Here is a 15245-nt window from a genome sequence, read left to right on the forward strand (position 1 = left end):
CTCCCCCTGACCGATGGCCTTCGGGTCAGCGGTGGCGCCATGTGCGGGTGTCGTCCTCCTCCCACTCAAGGTGGTCGATCACGTCCACCACGCCGTTCACGCCGCGTGCCAGCCGGGTGCACGTCAGCGCGTCGCTGCGCCAGTGCAGGCGACCGGTCAGTGTCACGACGCCCTGGTCGACCGTCACGGTCACCATGGCCAGGTCGCGGAACAGGGAACGGCCGAACGTGTCGGTCGTGATCTCGCGGGCGATGTCGGCGTCCGGACGGGTGAAGACCCGCAGCAGGTCATGCCGGCCGACCATGCCCTCCAGTGTGCCGTCCTTCCCGACGACCGGCAGGTGCGTGACGCCGTGCCGGTCCATGAGACGGAGGGCGAACACCACCGCCGTTTCCGGGCCGATCGTGACGGGCGGGGACGTCATCAGCTCGGCGGCCGTGTCACCGCGCGACTTCTCGCGCCGGCCGCGTCCCGGCCGGCCGAAGAGGTGCCGCAGCCGGGCGCGCAGCGACGGCTGGTAGCCCTCGTGGGCGTACTGATCCTTGAACTCCTCCTTGAGCAGCAGGTCCGCGTCCGTGACGACACCGATGACGCGGCGGTCGAAGTCGACCACGGGCACGGCGCCCATGTCCGCGGAGATCAGCACCCGGGCGACCATCTTGAACGGCGTGCTCTCCTCCACCACAGGGACGTCGGAGGCCATGACCTGGGCGACCTTCACACGCATCTCTTCCTCCTCTTGACACTCCGCATCCCATCGCCGCCACCCCGCGCCCGCGGAGAGGCGGAAGGCCCTCGCACGAGGGCTGTTGCGCCTCTGTCCGCGGCACTTACGCCTCTACGGCCGCTCCGCGCCGGAACGGACGATGGTCGACGTGGACGGCCGCGGCATCCCGGTCACCGCGCACAGTGATCCGGCGCACATCGACTGGGCCGCCTACGGCGCCGCCGACCGGGAACTGAAGGGCGTGCTGCGTTACAGCACTGACCCGATCGTGTCGCGCGACATCGTGGGCGACCCCGCCTCCTGCGTGTTCGACTCCGCGCTCACCCAGGCGGACGGCGAACTGGTGAAGGTCTTCGGCTGGTACGACAACGAGTGGGGCTACGCCAACCGGCTCGTCGAGACGGCCGCCCGCATGGCCGAGTGACGGAGCGGTGGGGTGCGGGGACGTCGGGCACCGATCCGGTCGGTACTTCGCCCCACGACGGTGACCGGCGGGCGGCAGCGTGGGCCGAAGGTCCCCCGGCGGGGTGCCTTTGGCCTGCGGCCTCCCCGTACGTCTCGATGATCTGCTTGAGTGCATGGGGATCACCATGCGAGAGCCGGCCGGACTGAGCGAGCGTGCGGCAGCGGAGCGGCTGGCCGAGTACGGGCCGAACGAGCTCTCGCAGCCGAGGCCGCCACGCCTGCCCGTCCGGGCCGCCCGCCAGCTCGCCGACCCGATGTCGATCCTGCTGCTGATCGCCGGACTGGTCACCCTGATCGTCCTCGGCGAGGTTCCCGAGGGCCTGGCCATCTTGACCATTCTCCTGGTCAACGTGGTCATCGGGGTGAGCCAGGAGACGAAGGCCGACCATGCCGTACGGGCATTGCGCACCCTCACCGCGCCCATGGCCAAGGTCGTCCGTGACGGCGTCGTACGGAGAATCCCCGCCGCCGAGGTCGTACCGGGCGATGTCGTGCAGGTCGCGGCCGGAGACCGCGTGCCCGCCGACGCGCGGCTGTCGGAGGCGACCGGGCTGGGCGTGGACGAGTCCATGCTGACCGGAGAGTCGCTGTCGGCCGACAAACGGGCCGCGCGGGCAGACGCGGCCGGCGGAACGCTCGCCGACCGCCATGACGAGTTGTTCGCCGGGACGCTCGTCGTCCGGGGCTCGGGCGTCGCCGAGGTGACCCGCACCGGTGCCCGTACCGAGATGGGACGCATCGCCTCCGCGCTGGGCGGCGGCGTCAAGGGCCCGCTGGCGGTGGAACTCGCGCAGGTGTCGCGGCGGATCGGCCTGGTCGCCGTCATGGCGGGCGGCGTGATGATCCTCATCGGGCTCACCCGGGTCCAGCGGGGCGAGGCCGCGCTCCTCGACATCATCCTGGCAGGGGTGGCGCTGGCCATCGCCGCCGTGCCGGAAAGCCTGGCCGCCGCCGTCACCACCGCGCTGGCCCTCGGATCCCAGCGCATGGCGGCGCTCGGCGTGATCGTCCGGCGGCTGCCGGCCATCGAGGCGCTCGGCGCTACCACCGTCATCGCCACGGACAAGACAGGCACGCTGACCACCGGGCACCTGACCGTGACCGATCACGTCACGGCGTCCGAAATTGACCTGTGGCGTGCCGCACTGCGTTGCAACGACGCCCGCGACGGGCTGGGGGACGCGGTCGACGTGGCCCTCGCCGCGGCCGCCGAGCGGCACGGACTACGGCCGCCACCGGGTGAGGAACGGCTGGCCGCCCGGCCGTTCGACGCCGAGACCAGGTCGATGGCGGTGATCACCGCGACGAACGAGGACAGGCCTCTGCTGACCGTCAAGGGGGCCCCGGAGGTGGTGCTCGCCCGGTGCGTCCCCGGCCCCGAGACCGAGCGGCTGGCGCGAGCGGTGTCCGGTCTGGCGGACCGGGGCATGAGGGTGCTCGCGCTCGCCGACAAGCGCACCGACGACCTGGACGCCGCGGGGCTGCGCGCGCTGGGCCTGGTCGCGCTCAGTGACGAGATCCGGCCCTCGGCGGCGCGGGCGGTGACGGACTGCCGCGCCGCCGGCATCCGCGTGGTGATGGTGACCGGTGATCACGCCGACACCGCCCGCGCCATCGCCGAGGAGGTCGGCATCACCGCCGAACCCGTGGTGACGGGCGCCGCGCTCCAGGCCCTCGGAGGTGCGGACGACGGGTGTTCGAAGCGGTCGGCCCGGCTGCGCGAGGCGGCCGTGCTGGCCCGTGTCGACCCGGGCACCAAGCTCGACCTGGTACGCGCCCTGCGCGAGGACGGCCAGGTCGTGACGATGACCGGTGACGGCGTGAACGACGCCCCGGCACTACGCAACGCCGACGTGGGGGTGGCCATGGCCGGAGAGGAGGGAACGGACGTGGCCCGGGAGGCGGCCTCCGTCGTCGTCACCACCGGCGACCTCGGCACCATCGTCGCAGGGGTACGCGAAGGACGCCGACTGCGCCACAACGTGTCCTCGATGGTCGGATACCTGCTCACCGGCAACCTCGCGGAGATCCTCATCGTCCTCACGGGCCTGATCGCCTGGCCGGATCTGGTCGTGCCGCTGCTTCCCGTGCAGCTGCTGTGGATCAACCTGGTGCTGGACGGCATCCCCGCCATCGCGCTCGGCGTCGACCGGCCCGCCGGCGACCCGCTGGCGCTGCGCCCCACCGGAGGGCTGCTCTCCTGGCCGGTCCTGACCCGGATCGCGCTGCGAGCGGTGGCCGTCGGCGCTCTCGTCTTCTCGGCCGTCGAGGTCGCCCGCCGTCTCGGCTGGAGTGAGGAACAGGTCCGCAGCCAGGCCGTGCTCGCACTGGTCTTCGCCCGCCTGACCCTCGCCTACGTCGTCCGGGCCCGCCGCCGGACCTTCGAGCGCGGCTGGTGGCGAGGCCGTTCGGTCCTCGTCGCGGTGACGGCCACCGCGGCACTGCAGATCTTGGTGACGGTGATCCCCGTGCTGGGCGCGCCGCTCGCCCTGGTGCCTGTGCCACCCGTCGGCTGGGCGATGGCGCTGGGCGCCGCCATGCTGTCCGTGATCGTGTGCGACATGGTGCGGTACCGGGCCGGACTGGTCGTGTCGCCATCCGGTCCGGCCCCGGGAGGACGGAGGTGACAAAAATTCCCCGGTGCGGCTTCCAGCGCCGCCGGGGCGACGGCGTGTCCGGCCGCACCTAGGGCGCCCGGTGCCATGGGGCTCTCGTCCGCCGGTATCTCCACGTCTGCCGGGGAACATGCGGGACATGGGGGCCGCGTCGTGGGAGGTGCGGCGGCTCGCGGAGCGGACGCCGCCGTCGCGGGAGCGGTTCGTCGACCTGCTGCGAGCCGTGTCGATCGTCGCGGTGGTCCTCGGGCACTGGCTGGCGACGGTGGTCGGCTACGACGCGCACGGCGAGCTGACCGGCCGGTCGGCGCTGCCGGACCTGCCGTGGGCGCAGCCACTCACCTGGGTGGTCCAGGTGATGCCCGTGTTCTTCTTCGTCGGCGGGTACGCGAACGCGGTCTCCCTGGCCGCGGAGCGGCGGCGCGGAGGGAACGCCGCCGAGTGGCTGATCAGGCGGAGCGGCCGGCTGGTCCCCCCGACCACGGCCCTGGTGCTGGTGATGGGAGGCGGCGCGCTGGCGGCCTGCCTGTTCGACGCCGACCCCGCCCGGGTTCGTACGGTGGTCTGGCTCGCCTCGATCCCGTTGTGGTTCCTCGTGGCCTACCTGATGGTCGTCGTGCTGACCCCGCCGATGCACGCCCTCCACCGCCGGTACGGGCTCGCCGTCCCGCCGGTGCTGGTGGGGCTCGTCGCCGCCGGCGACGTGGCCCGTCTGCTCGGCCACGACTTCTGGGGGAACGGCAACTTCCTGTTCGGCTGGCTGGCCGTCCACCAGATGGGTTTCGCCTGGCGGGACGGCCTGCTTGCCCGCCCACGCGTCGCCGTGCCGCTCCTGCTCGGCGGGGTCGGCGCGCTGCTCCTCCTCACACTCGCCGGCCCCTACCCGATCAGCATGATCAACGTGCCGGGCGAGCGGCTGCACAACATGTCCCCGCCCAGCCTGGCCCTGCTCGCGGTCGCCGCCGCCCAGATCGGGGCCGCGCTGCTGCTGCGGGATCGGGGCGAGCGATGGTTGCGGCACACCCGCCGGTGGACGGCCGTGGTCGCGGTCAACTCGGTGATCATGACGATCTTCCTCTGGCACGTCTCCGCCGCGATCCTGCTCGTCGCCGCGCTTCACGTCGCGGGCGTGGTGCCGACTCCTGAGGCCGGATCGGCCGCGTGGCTGGCCTGGCGGATCCCGTTGCTGGTCCTGTTCGCCAGCGTCCTCGCACCGCTCGTCGCGATCTTCGGTCCGATCGAGACACGCGGCGCCCGACGGCTCGGGATACCGGTGCCGGCCGGTCTCACCCGCATGGCGGCCCGTCGGGTCGTCCGGCTGTGGCTGGCCCTGGCGGGATTCGCGGGAGTCGCCTTCGCCCTGCTCGCCAACAGCCTGTGGCCCAGCACCGCTCCCACCGTCTCCGGAATGCCGGCGGTCGCGCTGATCACCTACCTCGCCTGCGCGGCGATCCTGCGCCTGCTGCGCTCGACTCCTCCCGCCACGGAGGACGGACCGCGCCACCGGTGACCTCAGAGGGCGGTCGGGCAGGAACGTCAGACCGTGTCGGTGCCGGAGGGGCGGGGGCCTGCGGCGCGGCGGAGGCGGTTGGCGATCGCGAGTCCCAGCCCCTCCTCCACCGGCAGGGACGCCACGATGAGGTCGCATCCCTGCAGGTCGAGTTCGCGCAGGAACCCGTACAGCCCGCGCGCGTAGGCGGCCGGCGAAGCGGGGACCTCGACCACGGCGTGCGCCTTCACCTTGGCGTCGGCGAGGGACGGGGGAAGGAAGACGCCCACGTGGTGCCCGAGCTCCTGCGCCTGCTCCGCTTCGGCGACGACCTTCTCGGGCTCGACCAGGACGACCCGCGCACGCGGCGCGTAGTGCGACGGATGCTGGCCCGGCACTCGTACGCGGCTCGTCGAGTGGACGGCGAGCGGGCGCCCCAGCACCGCTTCGAGGTCTTCGCGCGTGACGCCGCCGGGCCGAAGGACGCTCGGGGTGTCGCCCGTGGCGTCGACGATGGTCGACTCGACGCCCACCTCGCACGGGCCGCCGTCCAGCACGAAGTCGACGGCGTCACCGAGCTCCGCGCGGACGTGGTCCGCCGTCGTGGGGCTGACCGAGCCGAAGCGGTTGGCGGACGGGGCCGCGACACCACCGCCGAAGGCCGACAGCAGCGCGAGCGCGACGGGGTGATCGGGCACGCGCAGGGCCACCGTCTCCAGGCCACCGGTCGCCTCCAGAGGCACCCGGCGGCCACGCCGCAGAACCAGCGTGAGCGGCCCGGGCCAGAACCGTTCGGCCAGCAGGCGCGCCGTCGCCGGGACGTCCTCGGCCCAGTCGCCGAGGTGCTCGGCGCCGCCGATGTGGACGATCAGCGGGTGGGTGGGCGGGCGTCCCTTGACCTCGAAGACGCGGGCGACGGCGGCGGGGTTCTCGGCGTCGGCGCCCAGACCGTAGACGGTTTCGGTCGGAAGGGCCACCAGGCCTCCGGCGCGCAGCACAGCGGCCGCCTTCTCGATGTCACTGGTTCTCGCCGTCACCCTCGCCATTCTCCCACTCCCGCGCCGCCCGCGTTCCGGGGCCTCCCGGGACGGCGAGCCACCGCTTGCGATCATGCCGAGGTTTATCGGGTGCCGTCCGGGCAGCGGAGAGTCAGGCACGGCACCGGCCGACCGCCGGTGCGGAAGGACCTGAACAGGAGGGCAGAGCATTGATCGGGTTCATCGTCGCAGGGTTGATCATCGGGGCGCTGGCGCGTCTCATCAAGCCCGGCAAGCAGCACCTGAGCATCCTGGCCACCCTGCTGCTCGGACTGGCCGGCTCGGTGATCGGCGGTGTCATCGCCAACCTGCTCGGCACGGGGGACATCTTCGAACTGAACGTGCTCGGCTTCGTCGTCGCCGTCATCGCCTCCGTGGCGCTGATCGGCGTCGCCGAGAGCATCAGCGGCTCCCGGCACCGCGAGCACATCACCCGGTGACGGCGCGGTTCACCCGCCGGGCGAGCGGGCTGAAGGGCCCGCCCCCGGCGTGGTCGTCCGCCCCTGACGGGGCCGGTGAGGTCAGACGGCGGGGCTGCGGCGTTCGATCATGAGGACGTCGCGCCAGACGCCGTGATGGCGGCCGACGCGTTCGCGGGTGCCGAGGACGCGGAAGCCGGCCGCCCGGTGCAGGGCCAGGCTGGCCGTGTTCTCGGGAAACACGCCGGACTGGATGGTCCAGACGCCGGCGTCCTCGCTGGCGGCGACGAAGGCGTCCAGGAGGGCCCGGCCCAGGCCCCGGGCACCGTAATCGGGGTGGACGTAGATGCTGTGCTCGACGACGCCCGCGTAGACGAGACGCGCGGAGACGCGGGAGGCGGCCACCCAGGCGACCACCCGGCCCGTACGGGTGTCGGCGACGACGTAGCGCAGGTGGCCGAGGCGGGCGGAACTGAAGGCCTCCCAGGTCGGGGCGGTGGTCTCGAAGCTGGCGTGGCCGGTGTCGAGGCCGAGCTGGTAGACGCTCAGGACCTGGTCGGCGTCCTCGGCCCGCATGGGGCGGATCTCGAAGCCGGGGGCGACGGGCGGCTTGGCGGCCTTGACGATGGCCGAGTGGACGCCGTCGCCGTGGTCGGCCGTCGGGGTGATGGTGATGCCGGTGAAGCCGGCGTCCAGGAGCAGGGCGCGATACTCGCCGGCGGTCAGGGAACCGGCCGTGCACCCGATGCGGGTCTCGGTGCGGCGGCGCAGGTCCTGGTCGGGTACGGAGTCGTCGGTGACGACGTCGCTGACGCCGAAGCGGCCGCCGGGGCGCAGGACGCGGAACGCCTCGGCCAGGGTGGCGGCCTTGTCGTCGGACAGGTTGATGACGCAGTTGGAGATGACCACGTCGACCGTACGGCCGGGCAGGGGGACGTGCTCGATGGTGCCGTGCAGGAACTCGGTGTTGGTCACGCCGGCCTGTGCGGCGTTGTCGCGGGCGAGGCTCAGCATGTCGGTGCTGGCGTCGAGGCCGTAGACCTTGCCGGTGGGACCGACGCGGCGGGCGGACAGCAGGACGTCGATCCCGCCGCCGGAGCCGAGGTCGAGCACGACGTCACCCTCGTGCAGGTCGGCGACGGCGACGGGATTGCCGCAGCCCAGACTGGCGCGCAGGGCGCCGTCGGGCAGGGCGTCGGTGTCGTCGTAGCCGGCGGCGCCGAAGCAGCCCTCCTCGAAGGAAGCGTCGTCCGATGAGGCGGGGTCGGGGCCGGGCCGGCCGGTCATCGCGGTCCTGGCGAACCTGGAGTAGCGGTCGACGATCTCCTCATGGGCCACGGCGGCCTCCTTCACGCGCGGGCGGGGGCGGCGGCGAGCACCGGCCGCCCCCGGTTCCATCTCATCCTGCCGCGGCGGGGATCCGGTAGGTGGGACGTGGATAGCCGGGCTTGAACGACGGGACGCCGGCGCTCTGTACGGCCGACGTGCCGGTGGCGGCGGACACCACCTCCACCGCCTCGGCCACCGCGGCGTCGAGCTCGTCGGGCTCGCACGCGACGCGGGCGTTGAGCCGTGCCTCCGCGTCGGTGAACGTCCTGCCCGCGACGGCGTCGACGGTCGGCTCGGCGCCGCCGGCGGTCACGCTCACCTTGCTCAGGTCACCGGCGGACTCCAGGCCGACCTTCACATGGCCGATCATCCAGCCGTTGCGGGCGGCGGTCGCGGACAGGTGCTCCAGCAGCGCACGGGCCCAGGCGTCCGGGTCGAAGCCCTCCGCCGCCGTCACGTCGAAGCTGAGGTTCAGCCAGGCCAGCGCCGCCTCGGCGTTGGCGTAGCGGTCGTAGTCGATCTCGAGGCCGCGCCCCACGGGCTCCGAGCCCAGCCAGAGGGACACGAGGTGTTCCAGCCCTTCACCGGTTTTCGCCGAGTAGCCGAGCACGGTGGCGGTGGGGTATCGCTCGCGCAGGTCCGCGATGACGGCGGCGGCCTCCGCCGCGCCGAGCAGGTCGATCTTGTTGAGCGCGATCACGTCGGCTTCCTGCAACTGCTTGCCGAACAGATAGGACATGTCCGACTCTGTGTCGTCCAGCGGCAGCGACGTACGGAGCGCGTCGAGCCTTTCCGGTTCGACGACGACCAGGAGAGGGGCGGGCGTGAAACGTTCACCGTAGTGGGCGCTGAGCGGCCGGATGACGGTGGCCTGCAGATCGGTGCAACTGCCCACCGCCTCGGCGAGCAGCGTGTCCACATTGTGGCCGTCGACCAGGCGCTGCGCGACGTTCAGCAGGTCCTCGAACCGGCAGCAGAAACATCCGCCCGTGACCTCGCCGGCCTCCGCGATCTCTGACCTGGCGAGCTGGGTGTCCACCAGTTCGGTGCCCTGGTCGTTGGTGATGACCGCGACCCTGCGGCCCTGCGACTGGAGATGTTTCGCGACCGCGACGAGAGTGGTGGTCTTGCCCGCTCCGAGAAACCCGCTCAAGGTCATGAAGGTGATCAACCGGCGTTCGCCTCACTTCTGGTAACGGTGCTCCGTACAGATATCGCCGCATGGCACGGCACGAGTGAGTATTCGCGTCACAGGGAGTCGAGGTGGTTTCAGTGATCCGCAGTCAGCTAACAGCCTCTATTCCACAAGGTCAAGGGCCTTGACGCCAGGCAACAAATCATTAACAATCGCCCGGAAAGAGGTATTGATGAGCGTCAATATAGGTGCTATAATCGTCACGAATTAATTCGCATGTTATTCGCGCACCGATTCAACGATGACAGCGTGCGATGACAGCGTGCGATGACAGTGTGCGATGACGGCATCGATACACGACCGCCCGCCGGATCGGCCTGTCTCGCGGCGGCCCTGTCTTGCGGCGACTATCTCGCGGCTACGGAGGGCAGGGCGATGATGCCCGTCAGTGCGGTGAGCGCCTCGGGCACGACCCGGTAGTAGACCCAGGTGCCCCGGCGAGTCGACGTCACGAGCCCGGCGTCCCGGAGAACCCTGAGGTGATGGCTGATGGTCGGCTGGGTGAGGTCGAACGCCCCGACGAGGTCGCACACGCATGCCTCGCCGTCGAGATGAGAGGCGACGAGGGAGAGCAGCCTCAGCCGTACGGGGTCGCCGAGCGCCTTGAAGCCCGCGGCGAGCGCGACGCTCTGCTCCTGGGTCATCGGCTCCGTCACCCGCGCCGGGCGCGGCACACCGGGTTCGACCGAGGGAAGATCCTCATGCGGCAGCAGCACGGGCTCGTCGTGCTCGGCCATGGCGATCGGGTCCTCTCCCTAAGCGCCCCGGGCGTGGGTCACCCGGCCGCATCACCCACGAGTCTAGACAACCCTTCCGCCCAGGAGGTCTCGTCATACCGCGTCCCCCGCTGACCCACGCCGAGGCGACGGAGCGTGGCGCCCTGCTGCGCGTGCGGTCCTACGACCTCCACGTCGACCTGAGCCGGACCGATGAACCGGTGTTCCGGTCCAGGAGCACGATCCGCTTCACCTGCGCCCGGCCAGGTGCCTCCAGCTGGGCGGACGCGCTGCCCCGGCGGGTGCGGTCCGCCCTGCTCAACGGACGGCCGGTCGAGTACGACGGCGCGGGACGGATCCGGCTGCCCGATCTGGCGGCCGTCAACGAGCTGACCGTGGAGGCGGACTACGACTTCTCCACCGGCGGCGAGGGCCTCCACCGGTTCACCGACCCGGCCGACCACGAGGTGTACGTCTACAGCCACCTGCAGCCCGGCCACGCTCCCCGGGTGTTCGCCTGCTTCGACCAGCCCGACCTCAAGGCGCCCTTCACGATCGGCGTGACCGCTCCCGACGGCTGGACCGTCCTGTCCAACGCCCCCGTGCTTTCCAGCGCCCCGGGCGTCCACAGGTTCGCGCCGACCCCGCCGATCAGCACGTACGTCGTGGCGGTGGCGGCCGGCCCGTGGGCGTCGTGGACGGCGGACCGACCGGGCGCCGTGCCCCTGGGGGTGCACGCCCGGCGTTCCCTGGCGGCGCACCTCGACCCGGCCGCGCTGCTGGAGCGGCTCCGGGCGGGGGTGACGTTCTTCGCCGACGCGTTCGCGACGCCGTACCCGTTCCGGAAGCTCGACCTGTGCTTCGTGCCCGAGTTCAACTTCGGGGCCATGGAGAACGCCGCCTGCGTGTTCGCCGCGGAGACGTTCGTCTTCGACCGTGCGGTGACCCGGTACGCGCACCGCCGCCGGGACGAGATGATCTTCCATGAGATCTCCCACCAGTGGTTCGGCGACCTCGTCACGCTGCGCTGGTGGGACGACCTGTGGCTGAGCGAGGCGTTCGCCACCTGGGCGGGCGTCCACGCGCTGACGCGGCTCACGGACGACGCCGATGCCTGGGCCGACTTCGCCGCCGGCAAGAAGGCGCACGCGTACCTGCTGGACCAGTCGCCCTCCACCCACCCCGTCGTGACCGGCGTCCCCGACGTGGACGCCGCCGGATCGGCATTCGACGCACTGACGTACCACAAGGGTGCGAGCGTGCTGCGCCAGCTCGTGGCGCGCCTGGGGCTGGACGCGTTCCTGGAGGGCATGCGGCTCTACTTCGCGGACCACTCCCACGGCACCGCCGGCCGGCCCGAGATGCTCGGCGCCCTGGAGAAGGCGGGCGGCCGGGACCTGACCGCCTGGACGGACGCCTGGCTGACGACGGCCGGGCTCACCGAGGTGCGGGCCGACTTCGACGTCGACGAGGCCGGGCGTTTCACGCGTTTCGACCTGCTCCAGGACGGGTCGCCGAGGCCGCACCGTCTCGCGGTCGGCGTCTACGCGGAGGACCGCCACGGCGATCTCGTCCGCGTACGGAGGCACGAACTCGACGCCGACGGCCCGCGCACGAGCGTGGACGCGCTCGTCGGCGCCCGGTCCGGCGCGCTGGTGCTGCCCAACGACGGCGACCTGACGTACTGCCGGATCGTGCTGGACCCGCGCTCCGCCGAGGAGGTCGTCCACCGGATCGGCCGGCTGGCCGATCCCATGGCCCGCTCGCTCTGCTGGACGGCGGCGTGGGACATGGTCCGGCACGGGGAGCTGCCGCCGCGGCGGTTCCTGACGATGATCCTCGGCGGGCTGACGGCGGAGACGCAGATCGGCGTGTTCCAGCGGCTCCTCGTCCGGGCCGCCACCGTGCTGACGGCCTACACCGAGCAGGGCTGGGCCCGCGCCCACGGCTGGCCGTCGTACGTGGACCGCCTGCTGGACGTCGTCGGCGCCCCGGAAGGCGGCACAGACGGCGACACGGACGGCGACGCGGACCAGAGGCTGGCGGCGGCGCGGGCGGTCGCGGACGCGGCGCTGACGGACGCCCACGTCGGCACGGTGCGGAAATGGTTCCACGGAGCAGCACCGATCGACGTGGACGACGCGTTACGCCAGAGGCTCGCCCGGTGCCTGGTCGCGCACGGCGAGCCTCTGGACGACGTCACCGGCGCGTTCACCGCCGTGGGTGAACGGCTCGCCGAGCGGCTCCACGCGTCGGTGCCCACCGGGGAGGCCAAGGAGCGGGCGTGGACGACCATCCTCGGCAGCGGGAGCGTCGCACAGGTCCGCGCGCTGGCCGACGGCTTCGCCCACCCCGCGCACCATCACCTGCTCGCGCCGTTCGCCCGGCGCTACGCGCGGGACGTCCCCCCGCTGCTGGCCGCCGCCGGAGACCGGGAACCGGCGCGTACGGTCGCCGTCCGGATGTTCCCCTCCTGGCCGGTCTCACGGCGCACGCTCGAAATGATCGACGGCCTGCCCGCCGACGACCGGTTCGTCAGGCTTACCGGCGCGGCCAGGGCCGAGCTCGCCCTCGCCGTGGACCTGTCCGAGCGCGACGCCGCCGGGTGACAGCCAATCCTCCGCGCCGACGCCCTGGGCGAACCTCTCGAACAGCTCCCGCATGGCCGGCCCGGCGTCCGGGCCCGCGTACCACCGCTCCCCCGCCCGGCCGGCCAGGTGGTCCCAGAGCGTCTCGCGCAGCGCGAACGCCTGGTGATACAGCAGCGGGTAGCAGGGCTTGCCCTCCAGGTAGGTCTGCAGCCGATCCCACGCGGCCCCCCGGTCCACCGCGACGCCGAACTCCCGCTCGTACGAGCGCGCGTACTCGGCGGCCGGGTCCGGGTGGCCGTCGTGGACGGCCATCTCGTAGCAGAGGCTGGTCGCCACCAGGCGCCGGACGTGCTCGCGCGCGAAGGCCAGGCGCTCCACGGCCTCGGCGTCCACCGTGACGCCGAGGTGGCGCCGCTGCCAGTCCGGCCGCCGGACCACCCCTTCCAGGGTGAAGCCGAACGCCTCGGTCAGCGCCGGATGCGTGCGCCACAGGTCGGCGGGGTGCCGGGTGCCCGCGGTGAAGTGCAGCGCGTGCCCGAACTCGTGCAGCAGCGTGGCGTGGTGCCCCAGAGTCGTGCCCGGCGTGACGGACACACGCACGTCGGCCGGCGGAGCGACCGGCGAGCAGAACGCCGTGCCCGACTTGCCGGGCCGTGCGACGTCGTCGACGACGACGCGGTCCAGACATCCGCCGAAACCCCACGCGCGTACGGTGGAGCGGACGCCGTCGAGCGCGTCGCCGGCGCCCTCGGGCAGGACGGCGCGTGCGGCGACGAGGCGGGCGTCCCCCATGGACGGGGTGGAGATCGCGTCGCGGACCCGCCAGTCGTCCCATCGCTTGAGGAACGCCGGCCGCGTGGCGTCGAGCCAGCTCCGGGCGTGGCCGACGAACCGATCCACCTCAGGGTGCAGCGCCCGCACGAGTGCGGCGTGCGTCGGGAACCCCAGCTCGGCCCGCACCTCGGCGTACGCGTCGAGCCAGCGCCGCCGTCCCTCGCGCAGCCGCTCGCCGACGTCCGCCAGGGCGGCCCGGACCTCGGCGCGCCGCCGGTCGTCGGTGACGGTCCGCGAGAGGGCGACGAGCTCCCCGTGGGTGAGCGTCCTGCCGCCGGCCTCGGCGGTGACGGTGCGCTGGAGCAGCCGCAGCCGCGCGGTCGCCTCCGTCAGCCGGACGCGGAAGTACCAGAGAACCAGCTCCCCGGCGTAGTGGAGGTCTCCGTGCTCCAGGGCCAGGAGGACGAGCCCGCCGTCGGTCAGCCAGGCGAGGCCGCTTTCCGGCAGGGCCGGAGGATCGTCGCCCTGCCCCGTCGCGGCCAGCCAGCGGGCGTGGGCGACCCGGGCCTGAAGCGCCGCGAGGTCCTCGACGTGACCGGCCAGATAGCCGGGAACGGCGGTCACGACGGGTCCACGGAGGCCGCCGGGGGCAGGCCGAGCACCTCCGAGGCGCCGTCGGCGACCTTCTGCCAGAAGTCGCGCCGGTCCTCGGGGAGCCCGGCGAACAGCTCCGAGCAGCGGCGGGTCATCTCCAGTGCCAGCCCGGGATGGGCCAGCACGCCGCGGATCCAGGCGAGCTGGCCGGGCTCCGGCGGGTCGATCCGCAGCCCCGCGAGCCCCGCGCGGACCTTCCGCCCGACGCGCTCGTCCAGAACGGTCGCGTAGCTCGCCTGCGCCTGCGGCGTGTCGCCGTCCACCGCGAGCGGCACCGTGGCGGCGAGCGTCTCCGCCGCCGCGCAGGCGTCGGTGATGCCCGCGCCGAACAGCGGGTCCTTGTGGCAGTAGGCGTCGCCCGCCAGCCGCCAGCCCGGCCCCGCCGGCTCGCGGTGGAAGTTCCGCAGGCTCTTCGACGCGTACACGGGCGAGACCCGCCGTGCCGTGCGCAACCGGGCCGCCATGGCGGGGATCGACCGGAGCAGGCGCTCGTATCCCTCGTCCGCCCGGATCGCCGCGTACTCCCCCACGGGCGCCGACAGCATGACCACCCACCGCCCGCCGTCGCACGGGCCGGCCTGGAGCACGTGACCGCTGTCGTGCCACAGCTCCAGCGCGGGCGAGGGCAGCGGGACGACGTCCTCCCAGTAGGCGTGGAACGTGCAGCGCATGGCCCCGGCGTCGAAGGTCGTGGCCGCGCCGGCCTGCCGGGCGGTCGGAGAGCCCCGCCCGTCCGCGCCCACGACGATCCTGGCCTTCTCCGACCACCCCGCGCCCTCGATGCCGATGACCTGGTCACCGTCCCGGCGCAGGGACCGCACCGGGCTGCGCTCCCTGATCTCGGCCCCGTGCCGGCCCGCGGCGCGCAGCAGGATCCCGCTCAGGGTCTCCCGGCGTACGCACAGGTTGTAGTGGTAGGGCGAGCGGGGCAGCATGGGCGCGCCGTAGTAGCCGCCCTCGACCTCCAGGTGCCAGCGCCGCAGCGGCGGCGCGCCGGTGGCGAGCACCTCGTCCAGCACGCCGAGCCGGTCCAGGAAGGCCAGCGTCGTCGGGCCGAAGAAGTGGGTGGAGACGGCCGGGGCGGGCAGCCGGGTGCGGTCGCACACCAGGACCCGCAGGCCCTCCCGCGCGAGCAGGGCGGCGCTCGCGGCCCCGGCGACGCCGCCGCCGACCACGATCACGTCATACATCGGCCGCTCCTCGCGTCATGTCCCGCCGTGTCATGTCCCGCCGT

General features: G+C 72.9%; 11 protein-coding genes. 5 read left to right on the plus strand and 6 right to left on the minus strand.

Annotated elements, in window-relative coordinates; all coding sequences use genetic code 11:
* Positions 1–25 precede the first annotated feature (25 nt).
* A complete protein-coding gene (locus Mam01_RS32140) occupies positions 26–727 on the minus strand; it encodes a CBS domain-containing protein (RefSeq protein WP_204288937.1) in 702 nt (233 codons plus the stop codon).
* 139 nt (positions 728–866) lie between these two features.
* On the opposite strand from Mam01_RS32140, the gene Mam01_RS32145 reads away from it, so the two are divergent.
* From Mam01_RS32145 to Mam01_RS32155, 3 genes are all read left to right on the plus strand, one after another.
* Positions 867–1151, plus strand: a complete 285-nt coding sequence (locus Mam01_RS32145) for a hypothetical protein (RefSeq protein WP_425563130.1) — start codon at positions 867–869, stop codon at positions 1149–1151.
* Between the two features lie 154 nt (positions 1152–1305).
* The gene (locus Mam01_RS32150; RefSeq protein ID WP_204288938.1) at positions 1306–3819 is read left to right on the plus strand and encodes a cation-translocating P-type ATPase; all 2514 of its coding nucleotides are present in this window, start codon (positions 1306–1308) and stop codon (positions 3817–3819) included.
* 127 nt (positions 3820–3946) lie between these two features.
* Positions 3947–5317 (plus strand): acyltransferase family protein, encoded by a 1371-nt coding sequence (locus Mam01_RS32155; RefSeq protein WP_204288939.1) that lies wholly within the window; start codon positions 3947–3949, stop codon positions 5315–5317.
* Between the two features lie 26 nt (positions 5318–5343).
* Here Mam01_RS32155 and Mam01_RS32160 read toward each other — a convergent pair whose 3' ends face one another.
* Entirely contained in the window at positions 5344–6333 is a 990-nt protein-coding gene (locus Mam01_RS32160; protein WP_239101784.1) for an L-threonylcarbamoyladenylate synthase, read from the minus strand.
* Positions 6334–6503: 170 nt separating this feature from the next.
* On the opposite strand from Mam01_RS32160, the gene Mam01_RS32165 reads away from it, so the two are divergent.
* Complete coding sequence (locus Mam01_RS32165; RefSeq protein WP_150939690.1) at positions 6504–6773, plus strand: GlsB/YeaQ/YmgE family stress response membrane protein; 270 nt, start codon at positions 6504–6506, stop codon at positions 6771–6773.
* Between the two features lie 81 nt (positions 6774–6854).
* On the opposite strand, the gene Mam01_RS32170 is transcribed toward Mam01_RS32165, so the two are convergent.
* The 3 genes from Mam01_RS32170 to Mam01_RS32180 all read right to left on the minus strand — a co-directional run bounded on the left by Mam01_RS32170 (position 6855) and on the right by Mam01_RS32180 (position 9920).
* The gene (locus tag Mam01_RS32170; RefSeq protein ID WP_204288941.1) at positions 6855–8090 is read right to left on the minus strand and encodes a GNAT family N-acetyltransferase; all 1236 of its coding nucleotides are present in this window, start codon (positions 8088–8090) and stop codon (positions 6855–6857) included.
* Between the two features lie 61 nt (positions 8091–8151).
* Positions 8152–9252 (minus strand): GTP-binding protein, encoded by a 1101-nt coding sequence (locus Mam01_RS32175; RefSeq protein ID WP_275409120.1) that lies wholly within the window; start codon positions 9250–9252, stop codon positions 8152–8154.
* 371 nt (positions 9253–9623) lie between these two features.
* Positions 9624–9920 (minus strand): ArsR/SmtB family transcription factor, encoded by a 297-nt coding sequence (locus Mam01_RS32180; protein WP_239101787.1) that lies wholly within the window; start codon positions 9918–9920, stop codon positions 9624–9626.
* 245 nt (positions 9921–10165) lie between these two features.
* On the opposite strand from Mam01_RS32180, the gene pepN reads away from it, so the two are divergent.
* On the plus strand, positions 10166–12601 hold the full coding sequence (gene pepN, locus Mam01_RS32185; protein WP_239101785.1) for an aminopeptidase N: 2436 nt from the start codon (positions 10166–10168) through the stop codon (positions 12599–12601).
* A 1376-nt stretch (positions 12602–13977) separates the two neighbouring features.
* Here the strand turns inward: pepN and Mam01_RS32190 are convergent.
* A complete protein-coding gene (locus Mam01_RS32190; RefSeq protein ID WP_204288944.1) occupies positions 13978–15201 on the minus strand; it encodes an NAD(P)/FAD-dependent oxidoreductase in 1224 nt (407 codons plus the stop codon).
* Positions 15202–15245 lie beyond the last annotated feature (44 nt).

Origin of the sequence: Microbispora amethystogenes, assembly GCF_016863015.1 — a bacterium.
GTDB lineage: Bacteria > Actinomycetota > Actinomycetes > Streptosporangiales > Streptosporangiaceae > Microbispora > Microbispora amethystogenes.

What these genes read in the sequence shown, in the direction of transcription:
- Mam01_RS32140 (WP_204288937.1), bottom strand. Translation starts at nt 727, where the DNA reads ATGCGTGTGAAGGTCGCCCAGGTCATGGCCTCCGACGTCCCTGTGGTG.
- Mam01_RS32145 (WP_425563130.1), top strand. Translation starts at nt 867, where the DNA reads ATGGTCGACGTGGACGGCCGCGGCATCCCGGTCACCGCGCACAGTGAT.
- Mam01_RS32150 (WP_204288938.1), top strand. Translation starts at nt 1,306, where the DNA reads ATGGGGATCACCATGCGAGAGCCGGCCGGACTGAGCGAGCGTGCGGCA.
- Mam01_RS32155 (WP_204288939.1), top strand. Translation starts at nt 3,947, where the DNA reads ATGGGGGCCGCGTCGTGGGAGGTGCGGCGGCTCGCGGAGCGGACGCCG.
- Mam01_RS32180 (WP_239101787.1), bottom strand. Translation starts at nt 9,920, where the DNA reads ATGACCCAGGAGCAGAGCGTCGCGCTCGCCGCGGGCTTCAAGGCGCTC.
- Mam01_RS32190 (WP_204288944.1), bottom strand. Translation starts at nt 15,201, where the DNA reads ATGTATGACGTGATCGTGGTCGGCGGCGGCGTCGCCGGGGCCGCGAGC.